This window comes from Bradyrhizobium sp. HKCCYLRH3059 (genome assembly GCF_051168035.1).
Classification (GTDB): domain Bacteria; phylum Pseudomonadota; class Alphaproteobacteria; order Rhizobiales; family Xanthobacteraceae; genus Bradyrhizobium.
This window is the reverse complement of sequence record NZ_JBNPUF010000005.1, coordinates 467,946-486,396: the sequence shown is the minus strand read 5'-3', so window position 1 is coordinate 486,396 and position 18,451 is coordinate 467,946. Positions and strand designations below refer to the sequence as shown.

Genomic DNA, 18,451 nt, shown 5'->3' with positions numbered 1-18,451 from the left:
GACATCGCAGCGTGCCTTTCGTTCGAGGACTCCAGCATGAGATTCACTGCCCGGGCGGCGATCGCGGCCATCGCAATGGCCACCCTATCGGCCGCGGGCCCCGCCCGCTCGCAACCCGGATTGACGCTGCCGTCGCGGCCCGATGCCGCCACCGACAAGTTCGCCACCCTCGACAAGGCGACGCGGCGGACGATTTCCATCGCCTGCTCCAAGGAGGCCGACGAGCAGGGGCTGAAGGGCAAGGCACGCGGCAAATTCCGCTCGGCCTGCAAGCGCAACAAGGCGGCGGCCGCAGCGACCACACCCGTGCCCGCTCCCTTGCCGACGCCCGACAAGCCGAAATGACCGGCCCCTGCGGGCGCATGCGCGCATGGCGCCTGCGCAGCGGCGGGAATTGTTCGCGCAGGCAGGTTTTGGCATAAGGCGCCGTGCGCCAGATCATCTCCTCCCTTCCCTTTGACCTGCCGAGCCGCGCCAAGACCCTGAGCGCGATCGAGACCCTCGTGCTCGGCACGGCCGGCGGCCTGATTTTCCTCGTCGCCCATCTGCCGGGCGGGCTGATCTCCGGCGCGATGATCGCGACCGCGATCGCCGCGATCGCCGGCCGCCCGCTGGCGATGCCGCCGATCCTGACCCAGACCGTGCTGCTGCTGCTCGGCATCTCGATCGGCGCCGTCGTCTCGCGCGAGCTGATCAACCATGTCAGCGCCTATCCGGTGACCATCGGCCTCCTGGCGCTCGCGACGTTCTGCTCGACCTTCGGCTCCAGCCTCTATCTGCAGCGCGTCCATGGCTGGGACCGCACCTCGGCGCTGCTCGCCGGCAGTCCCGGTGCGCTGTCGCAGATCACGATGCTCGCGGTGGAGCGCGGTGCGGACCTGCCGGCGATCGCCGTGGTGCAGACGCTGCGGGTGATCATCCTGACGGCGGCGCTGCCGCTGGTGCTGGCAGTGGCCGGCGTCGCACCGGCGGCGCCGATCTCGCTCGGCCAGAGCGTCGCCTCGCCGCTCGGCCTGCTCGCACTGCTGGTGGCCTCGCTGGTCGCGGCGATGCTGATGCAGCTGATCAGGTTTCCGGCGAGCTGGCTGTTCGGCGCGATGGTCGCCAGCGGCGTCCTGCACGGCACCGGCCTCGTCGAGGGCGGCCTGCCGGAATGGATGCGCGGCGTGGCGCTGGTCGGCATCGGTGCCCTGATCGGCAGCCGCTTCGCGCGGATGCGGGTGAAGACCCTGGTCGGCCATATCAGGGCCGCGCTCGGCTCGTTCGCGATCGCGGTGGCGATCTCGGCGCTGTTCGTCACCGTGATCGTGCTGGTGACGCATGTGCGCTTTTCCGACACCATTGTCGCGTTCGCGCCCGGCGCCATGGACGCGATGATGGCCCTGGCGCTGACGCTGCACATCGACCCGATCTTCGTCGGCGCCCATCACCTGTCGCGCTTCGTGTTCGTCACGATCGCCACCCCCGGCATCGTCCATCTGTTCGGACGGCCGCAGGAGGATGTCGACGACTAGGCGCGCTTCCGGGTGATGCCCCAGCCGGCGATGGCGGCGATGGCGAGCGAGATCAGCACGCTGTAGCCGGCGAGCGACAGGCCCAGGAAGCGGAATTGCACCTCGTCGCAGCGTACGACCTTGACGCTGTCGAGCCGCTCCAAGAGGCTGCCGGCGCTGCCGAGATTGCCGATCGGCCCGGTGCATTCGGTCGGCCCCGGCCAGAAGCCCCATTCGACGCCGGAGTGATAGACGCCGAGCCCGGCATTGCCGAGCGCGGCCAGCGCGACCACGCCGAGCCCCGCGAGAACCAGCCCGCGCGGCGCGCCGCCTTTGGCGGCGAGCACGATCAGCAGCCCGAGCGGCACGATCGCATAGTAGGCCCAGCGCTGCTTCAGGCAGAGCTCGCAGGGCTGCAGGCCCCAGACCAGCTGCATGTACCAGGCGCCGGCCAAAGCCGCCGCGGCGATGCCGGCCGCGAGTAGCGCCGCCGCCACCGCCGGGCTCATGGCTCCCGCCGCAGGGCGCGCCATCACAGAAGTATTGGTCATCGGTCCTCCCGAACGGGGCTGCATCCGGTCCCATGCCGGGCCGTTCCGGCTCCTACTCCGGCCCGCGAAAGCTGTCGAGATGCGCGCCCATCACGTCCGTGCGGGTTGACCCGGCCCGGCCGCCCGCTATAGTCCGCCCGCTTCGCTATGGTTCCTGCACAGGCCCGGCGAATGCCCCTGTGGCGGAACTGGTAGACGCGCTCGACTCAAAATCGAGTTCCGCAAGGAGTGCTGGTTCGATTCCGGCCAGGGGCACCAATTGGGCGTTCGCCCGCATCCGCCGACGTTCGTTTCCCCCTCAAAATCTAAAGATAAGCCGCCGTTTGCCCTTCGCCGGCGTTCGCCCCGTCTTGCTGGTATCCTTGATGGGAGTGCGCGGGGTCATGGTATCGCGAGCTTTGGGTGGAATCGAACCTATGCCGACCAAATCCGCCCCCCTATTTCCGGCACCTGAAGCCGGCAAGGAAAGACTACAAGCGCTCAAATGAAGGCGGGCTCTTCATGCTCGTCACCGCGACCGGATCGTAACTTTGGCGCTTCGCCTATTGCTACGACGACAAGCAGAAACCGCTCGGAAACTAACCTCCATAGGCTTCCTTCGCTGGCAAGCGTGGGTCAGTCAGACGCTGGTGGAAGCCCCAACTCGGGAATCCTGTCGCGCTGCGGATCCTGGAAGTCGAACAGCATGCGGCCAGGGATCTTGCCAATCTCGAGATTTTCGATGAGGAACGCGCGAACACCGAAGTGGCCCTTGAAGTCCTGCCGCACCTTGTCCCAGTCCGAGAAGGCGCAGAACTTCTCCTTGGGAATCGTGCAGGGTTGGGTCGGTGGATTCTTCTGCGAGAAGCCGAGGGGATGCCAATCGCGGTAGAGGCCGCCGACGAGCTCCTTGGCGGCGTAGTGCCCGCAGAAGAAGGTCTGCGCCAGCTCGCAATAATGCGGGTAGAACGGCTTGAAGTTGTCGATACGGTAGGTCTGAATGCCGGTGTCGCCGAACTCCTTGAGCTCCGCGTCGTGAAGCTTGCCGGGCTTGAGAAAGCGATCCTCCGGCGCAACGCCGGCCTCGACATTGCTGACGACCTGCAACAGACCCCGCGCATTGGCCGGATAGAGATCGATCTGCAAGGGAAAGATCACGACTGATACACGGTAGCCGGCGACGTAGCCGATGCCGAACAGGTCGAGCGCTTCCTTGACCGTATGACCCTTCAACTCCTCGTAGTCGGCGACGAAGGAATACTTCTGCCGGGGCGGACCGAGCTGGGTCAGCGCGTCGATGCCGAGGGCGGCATCGGAGGGGCTGCGCGAGATCATGCGGATGACATAGCGCACACGTCTGTTGCTGGCGAGATCGTCGATCGCTTCATTGACCGACTTCCTGCGAATCGGATCCTGCGACACGTAGAACAGCGCCAGCGACGGACCGGCCGCGGAGAACAGGATGCCACCAACCAGGCAAAGGAAGAACGCCGCCTTGAAGAAAGAGGTGACCTCTTCCGGTTTTGACCTGAGCGCGATGCAGGCGAACACCGTGGTGATGAGCAGCAGGATCAGTCCGACCGCCAGCAGCGCTGCAGTCGAGGATGAGGCGAGCACGAAGCTCAGCACCTGAACGAAACCATCGATGGCCTTGTCCATATCATCTCCCTCCGTCGTGAAGCCGTAGAGCTTCCAGAACCCGGTCATGACTGCCAGCTCAGTCCTTGTCGGCGGTGCAGCGTCCGCCCGAGAAGCCAGCGAAGGCGGCACAGGTCTTGAAATTGAGCGAGAGCTTGTACAGGTCCGTTCGCTTGGCCGTCTCCTCGTTGCGCCCCTTCTGATAGGAGAGGGCGAGCGCGACGTTCGGGTTGATGTCGTATTTGATCGTGCTGTCGAGCCAGCTGCCGCTCTGCCCGGAATAGACCTCGCGCCACCAGTGATAGGTGACGGCGCCGCTCAGGCCGGCGAGCGGCTCAGCCCAGGCCGGCAGCGTTGTGCCGAAATCGGCAACGCGGAACAGAAACGTCGCTTCGGGGCCGATGCGTAGCGAGCGGCCGAGACCGGAGAAGCCGATCGGTACGACACCGCCCTGGCGCTCGTCATATTGAACCTTGAGGTCGGGACGGAAATTGGTGGTCACGAAGGTGCCCGGAATCTGCCGGTTCACGCGCAGATACATCGGCATCCATTCGAGCATGGCCTGCCCAGTGGTTCGGTTCAGGATACCATCGCGGGTTTCGAGCCAGCTGCCGCGGACATAGTCGGCGCCACCGATCGGGTTGATCAATCCGACCTCGGCGCTGCCGCCGACGGTGATCGCATCCCGGCTGTCGTCGCTTGCCGCGGCGGAATGCGCTTCCTTATCGACCTTCACATGGGACGCCAGGCTGGCACCTATGAAGCGCGAGTAGTCTTCGTTGAGATAGCTGTAGGCGAGACCGACCAGTCCATTGACCTGCCAGATCGTGTCGGCGGCCGTGTTGTTGCGCGCCCAGGACAATTCCGCACCCGTCGCCTTCTCATTGGACTGCGGCTTGCCGAACATGTCGACATCGGCGAAGTCCTTGCGCACGAACCAGATGAAGTCGCTGACCGGCGCGGGCCCGGGCGCCGTCTTCACCGCCAGCGCTGCGGCTGCGGCCGACGCCCGCTGCGGGCGCGGCGTGGCGGCGACGGGCCACTGCTGCCCGCAGCCTTGTTTCAGGCGCTTGTGCGCATAGTCGCGCGCGATCGCCGTCCAGTCCGGCTCGGCCGCGGGGGCGCTCTTGTAGCACGCGAAGATGTCGTCAGCAGCTGCCGTCTCGGCTGCGGCCTGCGCCGCAAGGATGCCGCCCGCGACGGCGACGGTGAGACTGGCGAGGCTCATGCGCTTCATCGGTACCTTCCTTCATGTGGTGGACTGGATCCCGCCGGTGCCCGCCTCAGTTTCCGGCGGCGCGGACCTTCTGGTAGATCAGCGTCACGATATCCTTCACCAGTTCGCAGCCGGCGAACTCACTCGGCGTGTAGCTGGCGCGGCGCCAACCCCGCAGATGCCGGCCGATGTCGTAGATGTCGTAGGCATCCAGGCCGAGATCGCCGGCGAGCGAGGTCGCCTCGGTCGCCGAGGGCCACTGGCGATGGAAATAGTCGAGGACGTATTGCTCCACTCTGTCGCGCGTCGTCGTCATGGATTGCTCCGGGATTGAGGAATTGGGACCGCGCGCCGGCGGACGAAACCTGCAGGACGCGGCCTGCAGGTTTCATCTGCCGCTCGCCGCATCACTTGCCGAACAGAGGACCGACGGACGGAAGGATGACCGCCGTGACCGTTCCCTTCGCGCCGTCCGCAGACGTATTGCCGAAGCCGAGGTTTGCAGGCGACGGGAAATTGCCTGGCGACCCTCCGCCTGTGCCCTTGCACCAGCCATTGGCCGGCGCGCCCTGGCCTCCGGGGCCCGGATTGCCCGGGCTGCCGCCCCGACCTGGGAGTCCGGCCCTCCCGCCGACATTGTTGATCCGCGAATAGCTCAGGACTTCGTAGGCAGGTCTGGTCGTGACGAAGATGAGATCGGCGCCTTGTCCCCCAGCGCCGGCGTCACCGCCGCGTCCTCCGGGACCGGCGGCGCCTCCCGTCCCGCCGGGGCCGCCACCCTCCTTGCAGTCGAACAGGCTCGTAGCGCCCTCCTTGCCGTTTCCGGCCCGGCCGCCGTTGCCGCCTTTCCCCCCGGTCCCACCATCGCCGCCGTCAATGCCGCGGAAGAGAAGGACGAGGTTGAGAAGACCAGCCGGGATCGGCCCTTTCGGATCGGAGAGTTCTCCGGCGACCAGATAGACGTCGGGCAGTTGCCGGGTCTGTCCGGCCACGGCAGGCCCGCCAGGGCCGCCGGGGTAACCGGGATTGCCAGTCCGGTTGGTCTCGCCGGGATTGTCGGCGCCATTGGGACCTGCGGGGCCGTCACTGCCGACGGCGGCCACGGCCTGCGGATCGCGCTGGATGATGCTGTAGGTGTCCGGGTTGGCGAACTTGATGCGTTGCGCGGCCACCACGATGTAGGGATAGTTCAATCCGGTCAGCGTCAGCTTTGCCCCCGCCGCGAAGGAAATCTCATCCGCCTTGATGATCTGCTGCGCGAATTTCTCCTCGCCGCTGATCGGAATCAGCGTCTGCGTCAGCGGAGCCGCCTTGATCGCGGCCGCGATGTCGGGCGGCAGTGAGCCTGTCGGAATCTGCTGTTGCGCCAGAGCGACGCTGGGCAACAGCATGGCGGAGCAGGCCATCAGTCGAAGACTCTTCATCTGCAATCTCCTCACGTCATCATGGATTGTTTGAACCAGCGGCCCGCTTTCGAGACGTCGCGCCTGGACGGCGAGCAGTCATCCATGTCGCCGAACAGCGCCTAGCGAGATCCCGGAATCGGGAAGCGGACGTTTCCCTCGGCGCTGTTCCGGGTCACGTTGCCGCCGAGCGAGACATCGCGGTTAACGTTGAGCCGCGGCTCGTTGGTGGAAGGATCACGGCTGATGTTCGGATAGTTGGTCGGAGGCGGGGCTGGAGCGTGGAAGTTCTGCAACCGCTCGCTGTCGGTCTGTTGATGCGGCTGATAGGTCGGCACCAGGTCCTTGAGGTTCTGACCGGAGGCCTGGGACATCAGCAAGGGCGAGATGATCAAGCCCATCACGATACGGATATTGGATCTGCGCATTGAATCCTCCTGTGTCTCGTTTGCACGGGAGGAACTATGCCGAGGCGGTGTGAGACGATCGTCAGGACATCGCAAGAGCATCGTCAAAAATGCATCGGAACGACGCCATCTGCACTCACGCACTTGCGCTATCGCCGCGTCGGCAAGGGCGCAGCGCAAGAGGCATCGGATCCGGGCTGGGAGTCGAGGCGCGCGCCTGTGCTGGCTCACTGTCTGCCAGCATGCTGCAATTGCGCGGCGGCGAACCAGGGAGTCGGGCTCAGCGCAAGTTTGGGCTGCGCGGATAGGTCCGCGGCGGCAGGCCGGGGTGGCCGCTCGCACGCAGGATGAAACTGCCGATACGGGCATGGTCACACGGCGAAGCGGCCACCGCGTCCTGCTTGATCGGCTCGAGCACGGCGGCGCCCGGCGGCGGGACGTCGGAGCTGGCCACGGGACCGTCGGTCACCGCAAGCGACGCAAGCACCGGGCCCGGTTGCAGCGATGCGAGATAATCTGCGAGCCGACGCACGAGTTGCGGCGCTGCCACGCTGGTGCCGCGCATCGCCACCACCGAACCGCTCCGGGTACCGGCCGCGAGCACGCCCCAATGCGCGGGCCCCTGGTCGGCGATGGCAGCACAATCGGGCTCGGCGCGCCCCGGCGTCGGACCGCTCGCCGTATAATCCGTCGGCTGGCCCGCGGCATCGACGGCTCCGACCACGAGCGCGCCCGCACCGGTCGCGAGCGCCGACAGTGTGTCCTCGCGAGTCATGGGGCAGCCGCTGCTGTCCGGATCGCTGTAGCTGCCATCCAGCGCCGCACGCTGATAGCCCCCTGCATGATCGAAATAGGACTGACGTCCATGCTGCACGTAGCCCAGCGGGGTATCGTCGCGCTGGATGTAGAGATGTGCGGTCAGCGGCGCCTCCGATCCGTTGGTGACGGAAAGCCGCCAGCGTCCGGCCGGCGCTGGATGCCTCACGCTCCAGCGCGCGGTGGTCGGATTGACCGACAGATGAAAGCGGACGCGGTCGGGCTGGCCGGCCACCTTGGCCAGGTGGCCATTGATGGCGGCGATCGGCTTGCCGTCATCCTCCAGCACCTGCACATCGCCATCACCGAATCCATCGATCATGCGCGGCACATCGCCGGGCGGCGTCAGGCTGACGCCGACGCGCGGCCATTGCTGCGCGATCGCTTCGCCGTCGAGCCAGATCTCGAGATGATTGGACGTACCGTCATCCGGCAGCATGATCCAATCGATCTGATCGGAGGCGCCGGGCTGCACAACCATCCGGCCCGTCGTCCGCTCGCGATAGCTGTTGCCGGCCGGCAGCACCAGATAGGTCGGGCCGCCGCGTTGGTTGCGACGCTCGATCATCCGCGACAGAGCCTGCTCGATCTCGTGGCTGCCGTTCTTGGGGCCGGCCGCGATGCCATAGCTGAAATTGATGACGAGCGGCAGCTTCGGGTTGATCCGGTCGGCCCACAGCATGATCTGGCGCGCCCCCTGCAGCACGTAGCTCGCCATGGTAACGCCGGTCGTATCGCCGGACACCGGCGACGGCAGCTGCACCGCCAACAGAGGCCGCTTGCTGGCGATATCTTCCGCGGTCGGATCGTAGCCGCCGGAGAGATCGAGAATGTGTGTGCCGTGCGAGACGCGTTGCGCCAGCGGCTTGCGTTGCTCATTGCCGAAATCGGTCATGCCGAACGCGCGATAGATGTCGGCCTCGCTCGCATTCGCCGCAAACAGCACGTCGAGCTCCTCGCCGGTGAGCCGCTGCCCGGCGGCGACGCCGAAATCCTTGGTCCGGCGCTCGACATCCTGTAGCCAGATCGCCCGGATGCGCGATCTGCCGCCCCTGCTGCGAAAACGGCGGTTGGCAAAGGCGATGCCGTCATCGATGACGCCGATAGCGACCTGCCGCGTCAAATCCGTCAACGGCTTGCCGAGATCGGTCGGCGCGGCGATGACAGAGTCGAAGCGCAGGCCTGGAATCGGCGGGCCGACATGGATCGCGGTGAAGAGACCGTTGGCGGCAGTGCGATTGGCGATGTCTTCGGGCCGGTAGATGAAGAACTGCACATCGCGCGGATCGTCCGGCGGCGGGACGCGACCGATGCGGATGTCGTCGATCAGCTTCGTCAGCAGATCGAATTCGTCGGCCGACATGCGGATGGTCAGCGCGTCAGCAGGCTCGTCCGGCTCGTGGCCGGCGGCCACGATGGCGGCCAACTGGCCGAGATGGGCCACATAGCTGCCGTTGGCCTCCGGCAGCAGTTGGATCTGCACGCTGCACCAGTCCAGCCTCTTGCCGAGTGGCCTGTTGCGCAACTCCCAGTCCAGATAGGGATTGGCTCGTTCGGCCCGATCTCCTCGCCAGTCTCTCATGCGCCTGTCCTTTCGTGTCAGCCGACGATCAGGCGGCACTCGGCGAGCGCCTGCGTCCAGAGATGCTGCAAGATCGGCGAGGCTGGAACGGTCGATGGCGTGCCGGCCTCGATGATCGCGCCGCCGCCACCCTGCTCGCTGGCGACGTTCGCAGCAGCCGATCGCCTGTAGGACATCGCCAGCACATCGTCGTAGCGGAAATCGTCGTTGAACCCCCGCCCGTCGAACTTGCGCATCGTGACCTGGCCGCAGCCAGAGCAGCGCGCAATGAACAGCTCCGCCAAGGTCCAGCCCAGCACCATACCGGCCACGCTGTCGACCGGAAAATGCACGCCGGCGACCGTCCGGTTGATGGCAATGCGCTCGGCGTGGCGCATCAGCTGCACGAACACTGGATCGGTCGCATCGACATCGTCCCGCCCCGTCCTCGCCTTGCGCATGAGGGCATTGATCACGAAGGCCGCAGCAAAGGATTCCGTGGCATGGCCGCTCGGCAGCGACCCATGCCCCGGCGTCTGGATCATCGGCTGTATCTGCGGTGAGTATTCGATTGGGCGCCGGCAGGTGAGCGCATGCTTGACCCGCATTTCGATCGTGGTCGTCACCTGCAGGATCAGCGCCAGCAGCTCGGCGGTGTGCGGGCTGCGGCTCGGATTCCAGTATCCGACCAGGCCCAAGAAGCTGGTGAAATCGTGCAGCTCGGCCAGGATCTCGCTGCTGCGTTCCATCCGCAGCGCGGCATAGTTGAACACCCAAGCCGCTTGTTCGGCGAAGTCCGAGGCATTGGGACGGATCATGTGCACGATCGGCGTGAACGTCTCATCGCTGCGGCCACGGTACTGAAGCGAGATCGAGGTCTCGCCTTCGTCATAGACAAGGCCCGACAACAGCTCGCCAGCGAAGATGCGCAGTCGCACGTCGCGCGACCAGCGATCGAGCGCCTCTGGCCCGGCAGTATAGTGATCAGGCGTGTGTGACGGCTGGTTCCAGTAGCCGACGACGCCCTCCCGGCTGGTAATCAGCGCGCGTGCGCGCGATGAGGCGCGGACACGGCGGCCCTCGCCGCTCTCACCGCTTTCGCCGCTTTCGCCGCTCTCACCACTTTCGCCGCTTTCTCCGCTCTCACCGCTTAGCCATGCCATCTGCCGCCTCCCTGCCTGGCCCGGCGGACTTGCTCCGCCCGTTACCACTGAATGGTCGTTTTGACGGCACGCGCGGTCAAGCCGCCCGCCTTCGAAATGACGGCGTTTCACGGATTTTTCACGTTGACAGCAAGGGTGTTGGAGACTTCACTACTCAATCATTGGTTTCCGTATTTTCACGACTGATTACATCATGGTTGTGGGCGACGAATGTGAGCTCAGATCCAAAATTGCTGATCAAGCTTCTTGGTCCGTTTCGCGTGGTCAAGGCTTCTGGCGAGGATTGCACGCCTAGAGGACGCAAGGCTTGCGCCCTCATTGCGATGTTGGCGCTGGCGCGGGAGCACAAGCGATCGCGGGTCTGGATCCAGGACAGGCTCTGGGGGAGCCGCGGCAAGGAGCAGGGCGCGGCTAGCCTTCGCCAAAGCCTGACCGAAATCCGCAAGGCGCTGGCCGACTGCCGCTCCCTGCTGTGCGCCGACAGCTTCGTCATTTCGCTCGATCCAAAGCTATTTGAGACCGACATCGCCCGTTACGCTACCGCGTCACCGCAGCAGGAGATGGCGCCTCCCCAAGGTGAGCTTCTTGAAGGCTTTGACATTGCAGAGGAGGAGTTCGAGGATTGGCTGCGCGAGGAGCGTGCGCGATTCCAGATGCACGTCGCGCCGTCGCCTGATCTCCGCCACGCTGCCAATCTCGCGACCGACCTCGCGGCGCACCTGCAGCCCGCCGATGAGCGGCCCTCGCGAAACCGAATCGTCCTGATCCCCGGCTGCCGGACAGGCCCGTCGGATACTGCGGTCGTGACGGACAGCCTCGTCGATTCCATCGCCAAGACGATCAAGGAACTGGGCGTAGCCACGATCCAAGACCGGCGCGACATGAGCGCGTCGGCGGCCTGGCCGGCGGACACTTTGCCTGGCGATGGCTCGATTGGTGACGATGGCTCCTCGGCCGGCACGCTCTCCCTGCGTTCTGATGTGTTCGGATCTGACACGAGCAAGATCGTTCGGCTCGCGCTGTTGCAGCGCCCTGCCAACACGCTGGCATGGTCGTCGACATTGCAGATCAACGGCGAGGGTACGCTCGACCTGAACGACACCAATGTGATGAGAACCATCAACCTGGTGGTCAACTTCGCCGTCGATCAACTCGCTCATATCAAGGATGGCGCTCCGAGGTCTGCCTCCCATCTATGCTATGCTGGTATCCTGCGCCTGTTTCGACTTGGCAGAGCCAACTTCGAGTCCGCCGACAAGCTGTTCGCGGCTGCTTTCGCGGCCGAGCCCCGCGGCATCTATCTCGCGTGGCGCGCCTATTTGCGCACCTTCATGCTCGCCGAGCGTCAATTCAACTGCCGCCAGACGCTTGAGGCGGAGGCTTTCGATCTGATGTACCGGGCGCTGGAGCTCGAACCCTACAACTCCTATGTTGCTGGCCTGAGCGCGCATGTCCATTCCATGATGCGACGCTCGTACGTTGCCGCCTATGAGCTGGCCGAGCGAGCCATTCAACTGAACCACGCCAACCCGATCGCCTGGGCCTGCCTGGGAATCGCAAAGAGCTATCTCGGCAAACCAGAGGACGGCTTCCAGCACACATTGCTTGCCCGTACGATCGCTGGTGCGGCGCCTTTCCGTTTTCAGCTCGATGCCCTGAGCTGCATTGCGGGGACCATGGCGGGAGAACTCGACAAGGCCGTCCATCTTGCAGAAGCCAGCCATGCTCTTGCTCCGACCTTTGCTCCACCCTTGCGATATTTGTCCGCTCTCTATGCCCATAATGGGCACCGGGAGCTTTCTTTCGAGATGGTTCGCAAGCTGCAGACAACGGAGCCGGACTTCTCATACGACAAGCTGAGGGATAAAGCCTACCCCGCGGCTGGCCTCCATCGAACATCAATCATCAACTCGTTGCCAGCCCGACAGTTCTAGCGGCGTCACACTTCATCCGAGAGGTCAGGGAGCGGCAATCCACGAGCGCCTGACGGTCTAGAGGAGCCTCGCGTTGAGGCAATCAGCTCCGCTGGCGTGCTCAATCCGCATCCCGTTCCCGCAAACCCGAACATGCATCGTCGCTGAAAGCGATTCATTTCGCTGCCGCATTTCACGGCTTTTGGATCTCGCCAGCTTGCAGGAATGCTTGCGAAACAGGGCCTTGAAACCCTCCGGCGGCCGCTCTTAGACTACCTCCAGTCTGGCTGACTGCAATGGGGTTGCCGCGGGTGAGTACCCATGACCAAGAATAGTTGTGCCAACCTCGCGCTATTCGCGACGCAGCAAAAGCTTCTTTTTGCGGACTTCTTCAAGCTTTACCAGACTGTCGCACAGCCCTGCCGGATCTTCGTGATCGCGGCGGACGTCAACGCGGTCGCGCGGGTCGAGAAGCTCGCAAAGCGCATCAACAAGACCGGATTCGTCGAGGGCAAGAGCTTTGTCGAGATGGCGCTGCTGCGGGTGCCGATCTCGTTTCGAGATGTCGCAGGCCGAATCGAGAGGTGGGTGGCACCAACCCGCAAACAAGGTCCTGCCCTGCTCGTCGTCGACATGAGCTGGGGCCTCGAGACCAACTCGGCGACGGCCAATTTCGAGGGTTGGCCCGCACTTGCGGAAACGCTCACCCAGCAGTCCGAGGTCTCGATCGCCTCTCTCTATAACCGCCGGGTGCTGATCGACGAGCAGTTGCTCGTCGCGCTGCGCGGCCATCCGCAGATCCTCACCAGCGCCGGACTCGTGGACAATCCGCATTGGCTGCCGTCGCGGCTGCAGACGCGCGGCGCATTGCGCGAGCAGGTCGATTTCTGGCTCGGCGCGATCGCGCCGGAGTTGCGGATCGGGACATCGGTGGCCGCGCTGCACGCAGCCGAAGGCGCCGACCCCATGTGGCTGTTGCGGCGATCGGCGGAAGAGCCCAGTACAGTTCATCTCGACAGCCGCGACCGCTGGAAGATCCGCTGCTTCGGACGCTTGCGGATCTATCGCAACGACGGCAGCCAGGTGAACTGGGACCCGCCCGGCGGAGCGACCCGCAAGACTAAGACCCTGTTCGCCTATCTGCTGCAGAAAGGCGGCCATGGCGCAGCCACCGACGAGCTTGCGGATCTGCTCTGGCCCAACGCCGAGGACATTGAGGCTGCGCGCAACCGCCTCTATCACACCGTGCGCTATCTGCGGCTGGCGCTCGGCCAGCCCAACGGACGCGACGAGACGCGCAACTATGTCCGGCGCGAGGGATCGCGCTACGTGCTGGTGCCCCCGGAGCGCAGCTGGCTCGACATCTCGACCTTCGAACAGCTCTGCCGCCAGTCCCAGGGTCACATCAAGGCCGGCGCGAGCGACGAGGCGCTGATCTGTCTGCAGGCGGCGGACCGTCTGTACACCGGAGACCTGTTCGAGGACATTCCGGTCGAGTACGCCGACGATGGCGAGCGCGACTGGTGCTGGAGCAAGCGCTATTGGCTGCGCGACATGTTCTTCAAGGTGCAACGCGACGCGGCACGGATCTATCTCGAACGCAACGACCACTCGGCCGCGCTCGCGCATTGCCAGAAGGCGCTGGCGATCGACCCCTTGTGCGAGATGGCGCATGCCGAGGCAATGCAGGTGTTCAAGGCGCAAGGCCGACGCGAGGCGATCGACCGCCAGTTCAAGCTGTACCTCGACTCGCTCAAGCATTTCGACAACCGGCCGAAGAGCGCCTCGCTTCAGGAGCTGCACCGCAAGCTCACGGCGTGAGGCCGCTCGTTCGCGACCGGCTCGGTCACGCGACCTTTGCCGGCCAAGCCATGCGCCATGGGGGTTGCCGCCGCCAGCAGAATTGACGATTTATCTCAATTTGCCATAGAGTTAGGGGCTAAAGAAAACCCAAAGGCCGCCGCTTAGAGTGAGCCCATGACAACGTCGCCGGCAAAGGCGGCGAATGGGAGGACGACATGCCAGGTTCGGCAGCTCAGCTGGCGCGGTGCCCCTATAGCGACGCCGCCAAAGACTTCGATCCCTTCGAGATGCGCGATCCGTTCCCGTTCTATGAATGGGCCCGCGCCGAGGCGCCGGTCTTCTTCTCCGACGAGCTGAAATACTACGTCGTCGCGCGCCACGCCGACATCAAGGCCGTGTTCGACGACTGGCGCACATTCTCCTCGGAGAACGCCCAGGCCCCGCTTCGCCCGATGTGCGAGGAAGGCAAGCGCATCATGCGCGAGGGCGGCTTCACCGCCTATTCCGGCCTGTCGGCGCGGGTACCGCCCGATCACACCCGCATCCGCAAGCTGGTCCAGGGCTGCTTCGGGCCGCGTCGGTTCAGGGCGATCGAGCCGGAGATCAAGGCGATCGTCAACCAGGCGATCGATGCCTTCGCCGATCGCGGACATGCCGACTTCTTCCGCGAGTTCGCCTATGATGTGCCGGCGCTGGTGCTGTTCAAGCTGGTCGGCATTCCCAATATGGACGTGCCGCGCGTGAAGTCCTGGGCGGTGAGCCGCGCGCTGCTGACCTGGGGCGACCTCAGCGACGACGAGCAGATCGTGCATGCGCGCAACATGGTCGAATACTGGACCTACTGCCGCGCGCTGGTGCGTCAGCGCCACGATGATCCGACCGACGATCTGCCCGGCGATCTGGTCCGACTGCAGAAGGACGGCGCCGAGATCAGCGACGAGGAGATCGCCGGCGTGCTCTACAGCGCACTGTTCGCCGGCCACGAGACCACGACGACCTTGATGGCCAACGGCATGCGCGAGCTGCTGCAGCGGCGCGACAACTGGGAAGCCATCATCGCCGAGCCGCAGCTCATTCCGAATGCGGTCGAGGAGTGCTTGCGCTTCAGCCCGTCGATCGTGGCCTGGCGCCGGCGCGCCCTGAAGGACACCCAGATCGGCGGCGTGCCGGTGCCGAAGGATTCCAATATCCTGCTGCTCATCGGCTCCGCCAATCGCGACGAGGCGGTGTTCTCCGCGCCGACCCGTTTCGACGTCCGGCGCACCGACGCGAGAAGCCATCTGGCCTTCGGCTACGGCATTCACACCTGCGTCGGCCAGCAGCTGGCCCGCATCGAGTTCGCGATCGCGCTCGGCGAGCTGACCCGCAGGCTTCCTGGCCTCCGGCTCGCTGCCGACCAGACCATCGACTTCGTTCACAACATCTCGTTCCGCGTGCCGACGGCGCTTCGGATCGAATGGGACGTGGCCTGACACGACGATCGTCATTGGACCGCGTTTCACAAGCAACAACAAGTCCGGAGCCGATCCGGGCCATAAGGTGGGGAACAGACGCATGGGCGCCAACGCAGCCGCATCCTTCATCGTGCCGTTCGAAGACGCACGCGAGGACGACTTCCCGCGCATCGGCGGCAAATGCGCGAGCCTGGCGCGCATGATCGCACAGGGCGTGCGCGTTCCTGCGGGATTTGCGGTCGCGACCGACGCCTACGCCCTTCATCTTCGAAGCAACGGACTCGAGGCGACGATCAGCGAGCGCCTGTCGCGGATCGTGCTTGACGATGTCGATGACGAAGAGAAGTTGTCGCACGAGATCCGCGACGCAATCATGGCGCAGCCGATGCCGGGCGCGGTCGAGCAGGCGATCCGCGAGGCGTATCGCCGGATGTCGCCCGACGGTCAGTTGCCGGTGGCGGTGCGCTCGTCGGCAACCGCCGAGGATCTGCCCGACGCCAGCTTCGCCGGCCAGCAGGATACCTATCTCTGGGTGGTCGGCGAGGACGCCGTGGTCGAGAAGGTCAAGGCGTGCTGGGCCAGCCTCTTCAACGCGCGCGCGATCTCCTACCGTGCCGAGAACGGGCTCGGCCAGATCGACGTGCTGATGTCGGTCGGCGTCCAGAAGATGGTCAACGCCGCCGCCGCGGGCGTGGCGATGACGCTGGATCCGATCAACGGCGACCGCACCAAGATCGTGATCGATTCCGCCTTCGGGCTCGGTGAGCCGGTGGTCTCCGGCGAAATCACGCCCGACAATTTCGTCGTCGAGAAGGTGCTTCTGCATGTCATCAAGCACCGCATCGCCGAGAAGGATTTCGAACTCGTCGCCGATCGCGCCGAGCGCCGGACCGTCGAGCGCGTAATCGCGCCGGAGCGCCGCACCCTGCCCTCCCTGACCAATGCCCAGGTGCTCGCCGTCGCCAGGCTCGCCAAGTCGCTCGAGCGCAGCATGGGCTGTCCGCAGGACGTCGAATGGGCGATCGACGCCGATCTCCCTGAAGACGAGAACCTCGTGGCGCTGCAGAGCCGGCCGGAGACCGTCTGGAGCCAGAAGAAGAAGCAGTCGACCGCGATCTACGAGACCGGGATTGCGGGTGTACTTGGAACGCTGCTGGCCCCGGTCCAGGCCAAGCGGTGAGCATCACGACAACAAGCAACAGAGAAACCGAGGGGAAACGACAATGACGGCGCATGCGAAATTCCCAAGTCCCTATGACCTGAAGACGCCGGTCGGCGCCGAGGGCTGGGAGAAGCTCTATCCCTATTATCTCCAGTTCCAGAACAGCCTGCGCGACAAGGAGGACGGCAAGTTCTGGTTCTGCGACTCGCAGCACTGGCCGAGCCCGTTCAAGCCGTTCGACGCCGTCACCGTGGAGTTCGCGGTCAAGTGTCTCGGCCAGTACAACACGCGGCACTATCTGATCCCGCCGGCGAACGGCGTCGAGTACCGCATCCACAATGGCTATTGCTACATGAGCCCGGTGGCGGTGGCGCCCGAGCTGATCGCTGGTCGCGTACCGCATTTCATGGAGCGCGCCGGCTACTACTTCCAGAACTGGGACCGCCTGCTGGCGAACTGGGACAAGAAGGTCCGCGCCAACATCGCCGATCTCGAGGCGCTCAATTTCGAGCCGCTGCCCGAAGCCGTGCCGCTGGAGTGGATCACGGCCGGTGTCGGCCTCGACAACACCTACGCGCTGATGGAGACCTACGACCGGGCGATCCAGCTGCTCTACAAGACCTGGCAGTACCATTTCGAGTTCCTGAATCTCGGCTACGCGGCCTATCTCGACTTCTTCAGCTTCATGAAGGGGCAATTCCCCACCATTCCCGATCAGGCGATCGCCAAGATGGTGCAGGGCGTGGAAGTCGACCTGTTCCGTCCGGACGACGAGTTGAAGAAGCTCGCCAAGCTCGCCGTGAAGCTCGGTGTCGCCGATGCCCTGAAGAGCGGATCGGTCGACGAGGCGCTGGCTGCGGTCGGCCGTGCGCCGAACGGCGCCGAATGGCTGACGGCCTGGAACGAGGCGCAGGATCCCTGGTTCAACTTCACCTCCGGCAACGGCTTCTACTCGACCGACAAGTACTGGATCGAGCATCTCGACATCCCGCTCGGCTATGTCAGGGACTACGTCGTCCGCGTGCAGCGGGGAGAGGAGATCGAACGGCCGACGGAGGCCATTGCCAAAGAGCGCGACCGCATCACGTCCGAATATGCCGAGATGCTCGATGCCGACGCCCGCGCAGCCTTCGAGGGCAAGCTCGGGCTCGCCCGGACCGTGTTCCCCTATGTCGAGAACCACAATTTCTACATCGAGCATTGGTCGATGAGCGTATTCTGGCGCAAGATGCGTGAGCTCGGCGCCATCTTCCGCGATGCCGGCTTCTGGAAGGACGCCGACGACCTGTTCTATCTGAACCGTCAGGAAGTCCGCGACGCGCTGTTCGACTACGGCAACGGCTGGGCCGTTGGCGCACCGGCGATCGGTCCGACCTATTGGCCGCCCGAGATCGAGCGGCGGAAAAAGATCCTGGCTGCGCTCGCGACGACGCCGCCGCAGCCCGCGCTCAACAATCCGCCCGATGTCATCACCGAGCCGTTCACGATCATGCTGTGGGGCATCACCACGGAGAGCATCGGCCGCTGGCTCGATGGCGCCGCCAACACCACCAAGCTGTCCGGCATGGCCGCTTCCCCCGGCATCGTCGAGGGCCGCGCTCGCGTGGTGCGCTCCGCCGATGAGCTCGGCCAGATCCAGCAGGGCGAGATTCTGGTTGCGCCGGTCACAGCGCCGAGCTGGGCACCGATCTTCGGCAAGATCAACGCGATCGTCACGGACATCGGCGGCATGATGTCCCACGCCGCGATCGTGTGCCGCGAATACGGGCTGCCCGCCGTCACCGGCACGGGACGCGCCAGCTCCTCGATCAAGAACGGACAGATGCTGCGCGTCAACGGCTCGACCGGCGAAGTGACCATCCTGTCCTGACCCAATCGAGAGAGGCCGGCGG

15 protein-coding genes and 1 tRNA gene are annotated in these 18,451 nt (G+C 65.0%); 8 read left to right on the top strand and 8 right to left on the bottom strand.

The features are described 5' to 3' along the window. The first annotated feature begins 36 nt into the window (after positions 1-36). On the top strand, positions 37-345 hold the full coding sequence (locus ACQR13_RS18705) for a hypothetical protein (protein WP_434863083.1): 309 nt from the start codon (positions 37-39) through the stop codon (positions 343-345). 83 nt (positions 346-428) lie between these two features. Continuing rightward, positions 429-1,514 carry an AbrB family transcriptional regulator gene (locus tag ACQR13_RS18700; protein ID WP_315716226.1) on the top strand — a complete coding sequence of 362 codons (1,086 nt, stop codon included), beginning with the start codon at positions 429-431 and terminating at the stop codon, positions 1,512-1,514. Here ACQR13_RS18700 and ACQR13_RS18695 read toward each other — a convergent pair. Continuing rightward, a complete protein-coding gene (locus tag ACQR13_RS18695; protein ID WP_315716227.1) occupies positions 1,511-2,044 on the bottom strand; it encodes a disulfide bond formation protein B in 534 nt (177 codons plus the stop codon). The two genes, ACQR13_RS18700 and ACQR13_RS18695, sit on opposite strands and share 4 nt — an antisense overlap. A gap of 173 nt (positions 2,045-2,217) precedes the next feature. Here ACQR13_RS18695 and ACQR13_RS18690 point away from each other — a divergent pair. Beyond that, positions 2,218-2,302: transfer RNA gene (locus tag ACQR13_RS18690), tRNA-Leu, on the top strand. A 357-nt stretch (positions 2,303-2,659) separates the two neighbouring features. On the opposite strand, the gene ACQR13_RS18685 is transcribed toward ACQR13_RS18690, so the two are convergent. The 7 genes from ACQR13_RS18685 to ACQR13_RS18655 all read right to left on the bottom strand — a co-directional run bounded on the left by ACQR13_RS18685 (position 2,660) and on the right by ACQR13_RS18655 (position 10,338). Continuing rightward, positions 2,660-3,730: a hypothetical protein gene (locus tag ACQR13_RS18685; RefSeq protein ID WP_434863082.1), complete on the bottom strand. Its 1,071-nt coding sequence runs from the start codon at positions 3,728-3,730 to the stop codon at positions 2,660-2,662. A 10-nt stretch (positions 3,731-3,740) separates the two neighbouring features. Continuing rightward, positions 3,741-4,898 carry a hypothetical protein gene (locus tag ACQR13_RS18680; RefSeq protein WP_434863081.1) on the bottom strand — a complete coding sequence of 386 codons (1,158 nt, stop codon included), beginning with the start codon at positions 4,896-4,898 and terminating at the stop codon, positions 3,741-3,743. A gap of 46 nt (positions 4,899-4,944) precedes the next feature. After that, complete coding sequence (locus tag ACQR13_RS18675; protein WP_315716235.1) at positions 4,945-5,193, bottom strand: hypothetical protein; 249 nt, start codon at positions 5,191-5,193, stop codon at positions 4,945-4,947. Between the two features lie 91 nt (positions 5,194-5,284). Then, the gene (locus tag ACQR13_RS18670; RefSeq protein WP_315751496.1) at positions 5,285-6,301 is read right to left on the bottom strand and encodes a hypothetical protein; all 1,017 of its coding nucleotides are present in this window, start codon (positions 6,299-6,301) and stop codon (positions 5,285-5,287) included. Positions 6,302-6,402: 101 nt separating this feature from the next. Next, positions 6,403-6,708 (bottom strand): hypothetical protein, encoded by a 306-nt coding sequence (locus tag ACQR13_RS18665; protein ID WP_315736163.1) that lies wholly within the window; start codon positions 6,706-6,708, stop codon positions 6,403-6,405. Positions 6,709-6,967: 259 nt separating this feature from the next. Next, complete coding sequence (locus ACQR13_RS18660; protein ID WP_315716238.1) at positions 6,968-9,085, bottom strand: S8 family serine peptidase; 2,118 nt, start codon at positions 9,083-9,085, stop codon at positions 6,968-6,970. Between the two features lie 17 nt (positions 9,086-9,102). Continuing rightward, positions 9,103-10,338, bottom strand: a complete 1,236-nt coding sequence (locus ACQR13_RS18655) for a phosphatase PAP2 family protein (RefSeq protein ID WP_434863080.1) — start codon at positions 10,336-10,338, stop codon at positions 9,103-9,105. Positions 10,339-10,457: 119 nt separating this feature from the next. On the opposite strand from ACQR13_RS18655, the gene ACQR13_RS18650 reads away from it, so the two are divergent. From ACQR13_RS18650 to ACQR13_RS18630, 5 genes are all read left to right on the top strand, one after another. Continuing rightward, on the top strand, positions 10,458-12,161 hold the full coding sequence (locus tag ACQR13_RS18650; protein ID WP_434863079.1) for a hypothetical protein: 1,704 nt from the start codon (positions 10,458-10,460) through the stop codon (positions 12,159-12,161). A gap of 300 nt (positions 12,162-12,461) precedes the next feature. Further along, positions 12,462-13,961: an AfsR/SARP family transcriptional regulator gene (locus tag ACQR13_RS18645; protein ID WP_434863078.1), complete on the top strand. Its 1,500-nt coding sequence runs from the start codon at positions 12,462-12,464 to the stop codon at positions 13,959-13,961. A gap of 197 nt (positions 13,962-14,158) precedes the next feature. Further along, positions 14,159-15,415, top strand: a complete 1,257-nt coding sequence (locus ACQR13_RS18640) for a cytochrome P450 (RefSeq protein ID WP_316226887.1) — start codon at positions 14,159-14,161, stop codon at positions 15,413-15,415. A gap of 82 nt (positions 15,416-15,497) precedes the next feature. Next, a complete protein-coding gene (locus tag ACQR13_RS18635; RefSeq protein WP_434845113.1) occupies positions 15,498-16,577 on the top strand; it encodes a PEP/pyruvate-binding domain-containing protein in 1,080 nt (359 codons plus the stop codon). A gap of 43 nt (positions 16,578-16,620) precedes the next feature. After that, positions 16,621-18,429, top strand: a complete 1,809-nt coding sequence (locus tag ACQR13_RS18630; RefSeq protein WP_434863077.1) for a PEP-utilizing enzyme — start codon at positions 16,621-16,623, stop codon at positions 18,427-18,429. The last annotated feature ends 22 nt before the right edge of the window (positions 18,430-18,451 follow it).

Coding starts and splice junctions, on each gene's coding strand:
- ACQR13_RS18660 (WP_315716238.1), bottom strand. CDS start 9,085: ATGAGAGACTGGCGAGGAGATCGGGCCGAACGAGCCAATCCCTATCTG.
- ACQR13_RS18705 (WP_434863083.1), top strand. CDS start 37: ATGAGATTCACTGCCCGGGCGGCGATCGCGGCCATCGCAATGGCCACC.
- ACQR13_RS18640 (WP_316226887.1), top strand. CDS start 14,159: ATGCCAGGTTCGGCAGCTCAGCTGGCGCGGTGCCCCTATAGCGACGCC.
- ACQR13_RS18675 (WP_315716235.1), bottom strand. CDS start 5,193: ATGACGACGACGCGCGACAGAGTGGAGCAATACGTCCTCGACTATTTC.
- ACQR13_RS18685 (WP_434863082.1), bottom strand. CDS start 3,730: ATGACCGGGTTCTGGAAGCTCTACGGCTTCACGACGGAGGGAGATGAT.
- ACQR13_RS18670 (WP_315751496.1), bottom strand. CDS start 6,301: ATGAAGAGTCTTCGACTGATGGCCTGCTCCGCCATGCTGTTGCCCAGC.
- ACQR13_RS18665 (WP_315736163.1), bottom strand. CDS start 6,708: ATGCGCAGATCCAATATCCGTATCGTGATGGGCTTGATCATCTCGCCC.
- ACQR13_RS18630 (WP_434863077.1), top strand. CDS start 16,621: ATGACGGCGCATGCGAAATTCCCAAGTCCCTATGACCTGAAGACGCCG.
- ACQR13_RS18695 (WP_315716227.1), bottom strand. CDS start 2,044: ATGACCAATACTTCTGTGATGGCGCGCCCTGCGGCGGGAGCCATGAGC.
- ACQR13_RS18635 (WP_434845113.1), top strand. CDS start 15,498: ATGGGCGCCAACGCAGCCGCATCCTTCATCGTGCCGTTCGAAGACGCA.
- ACQR13_RS18645 (WP_434863078.1), top strand. CDS start 12,462: ATGACCAAGAATAGTTGTGCCAACCTCGCGCTATTCGCGACGCAGCAA.
- ACQR13_RS18680 (WP_434863081.1), bottom strand. CDS start 4,898: ATGAAGCGCATGAGCCTCGCCAGTCTCACCGTCGCCGTCGCGGGCGGC.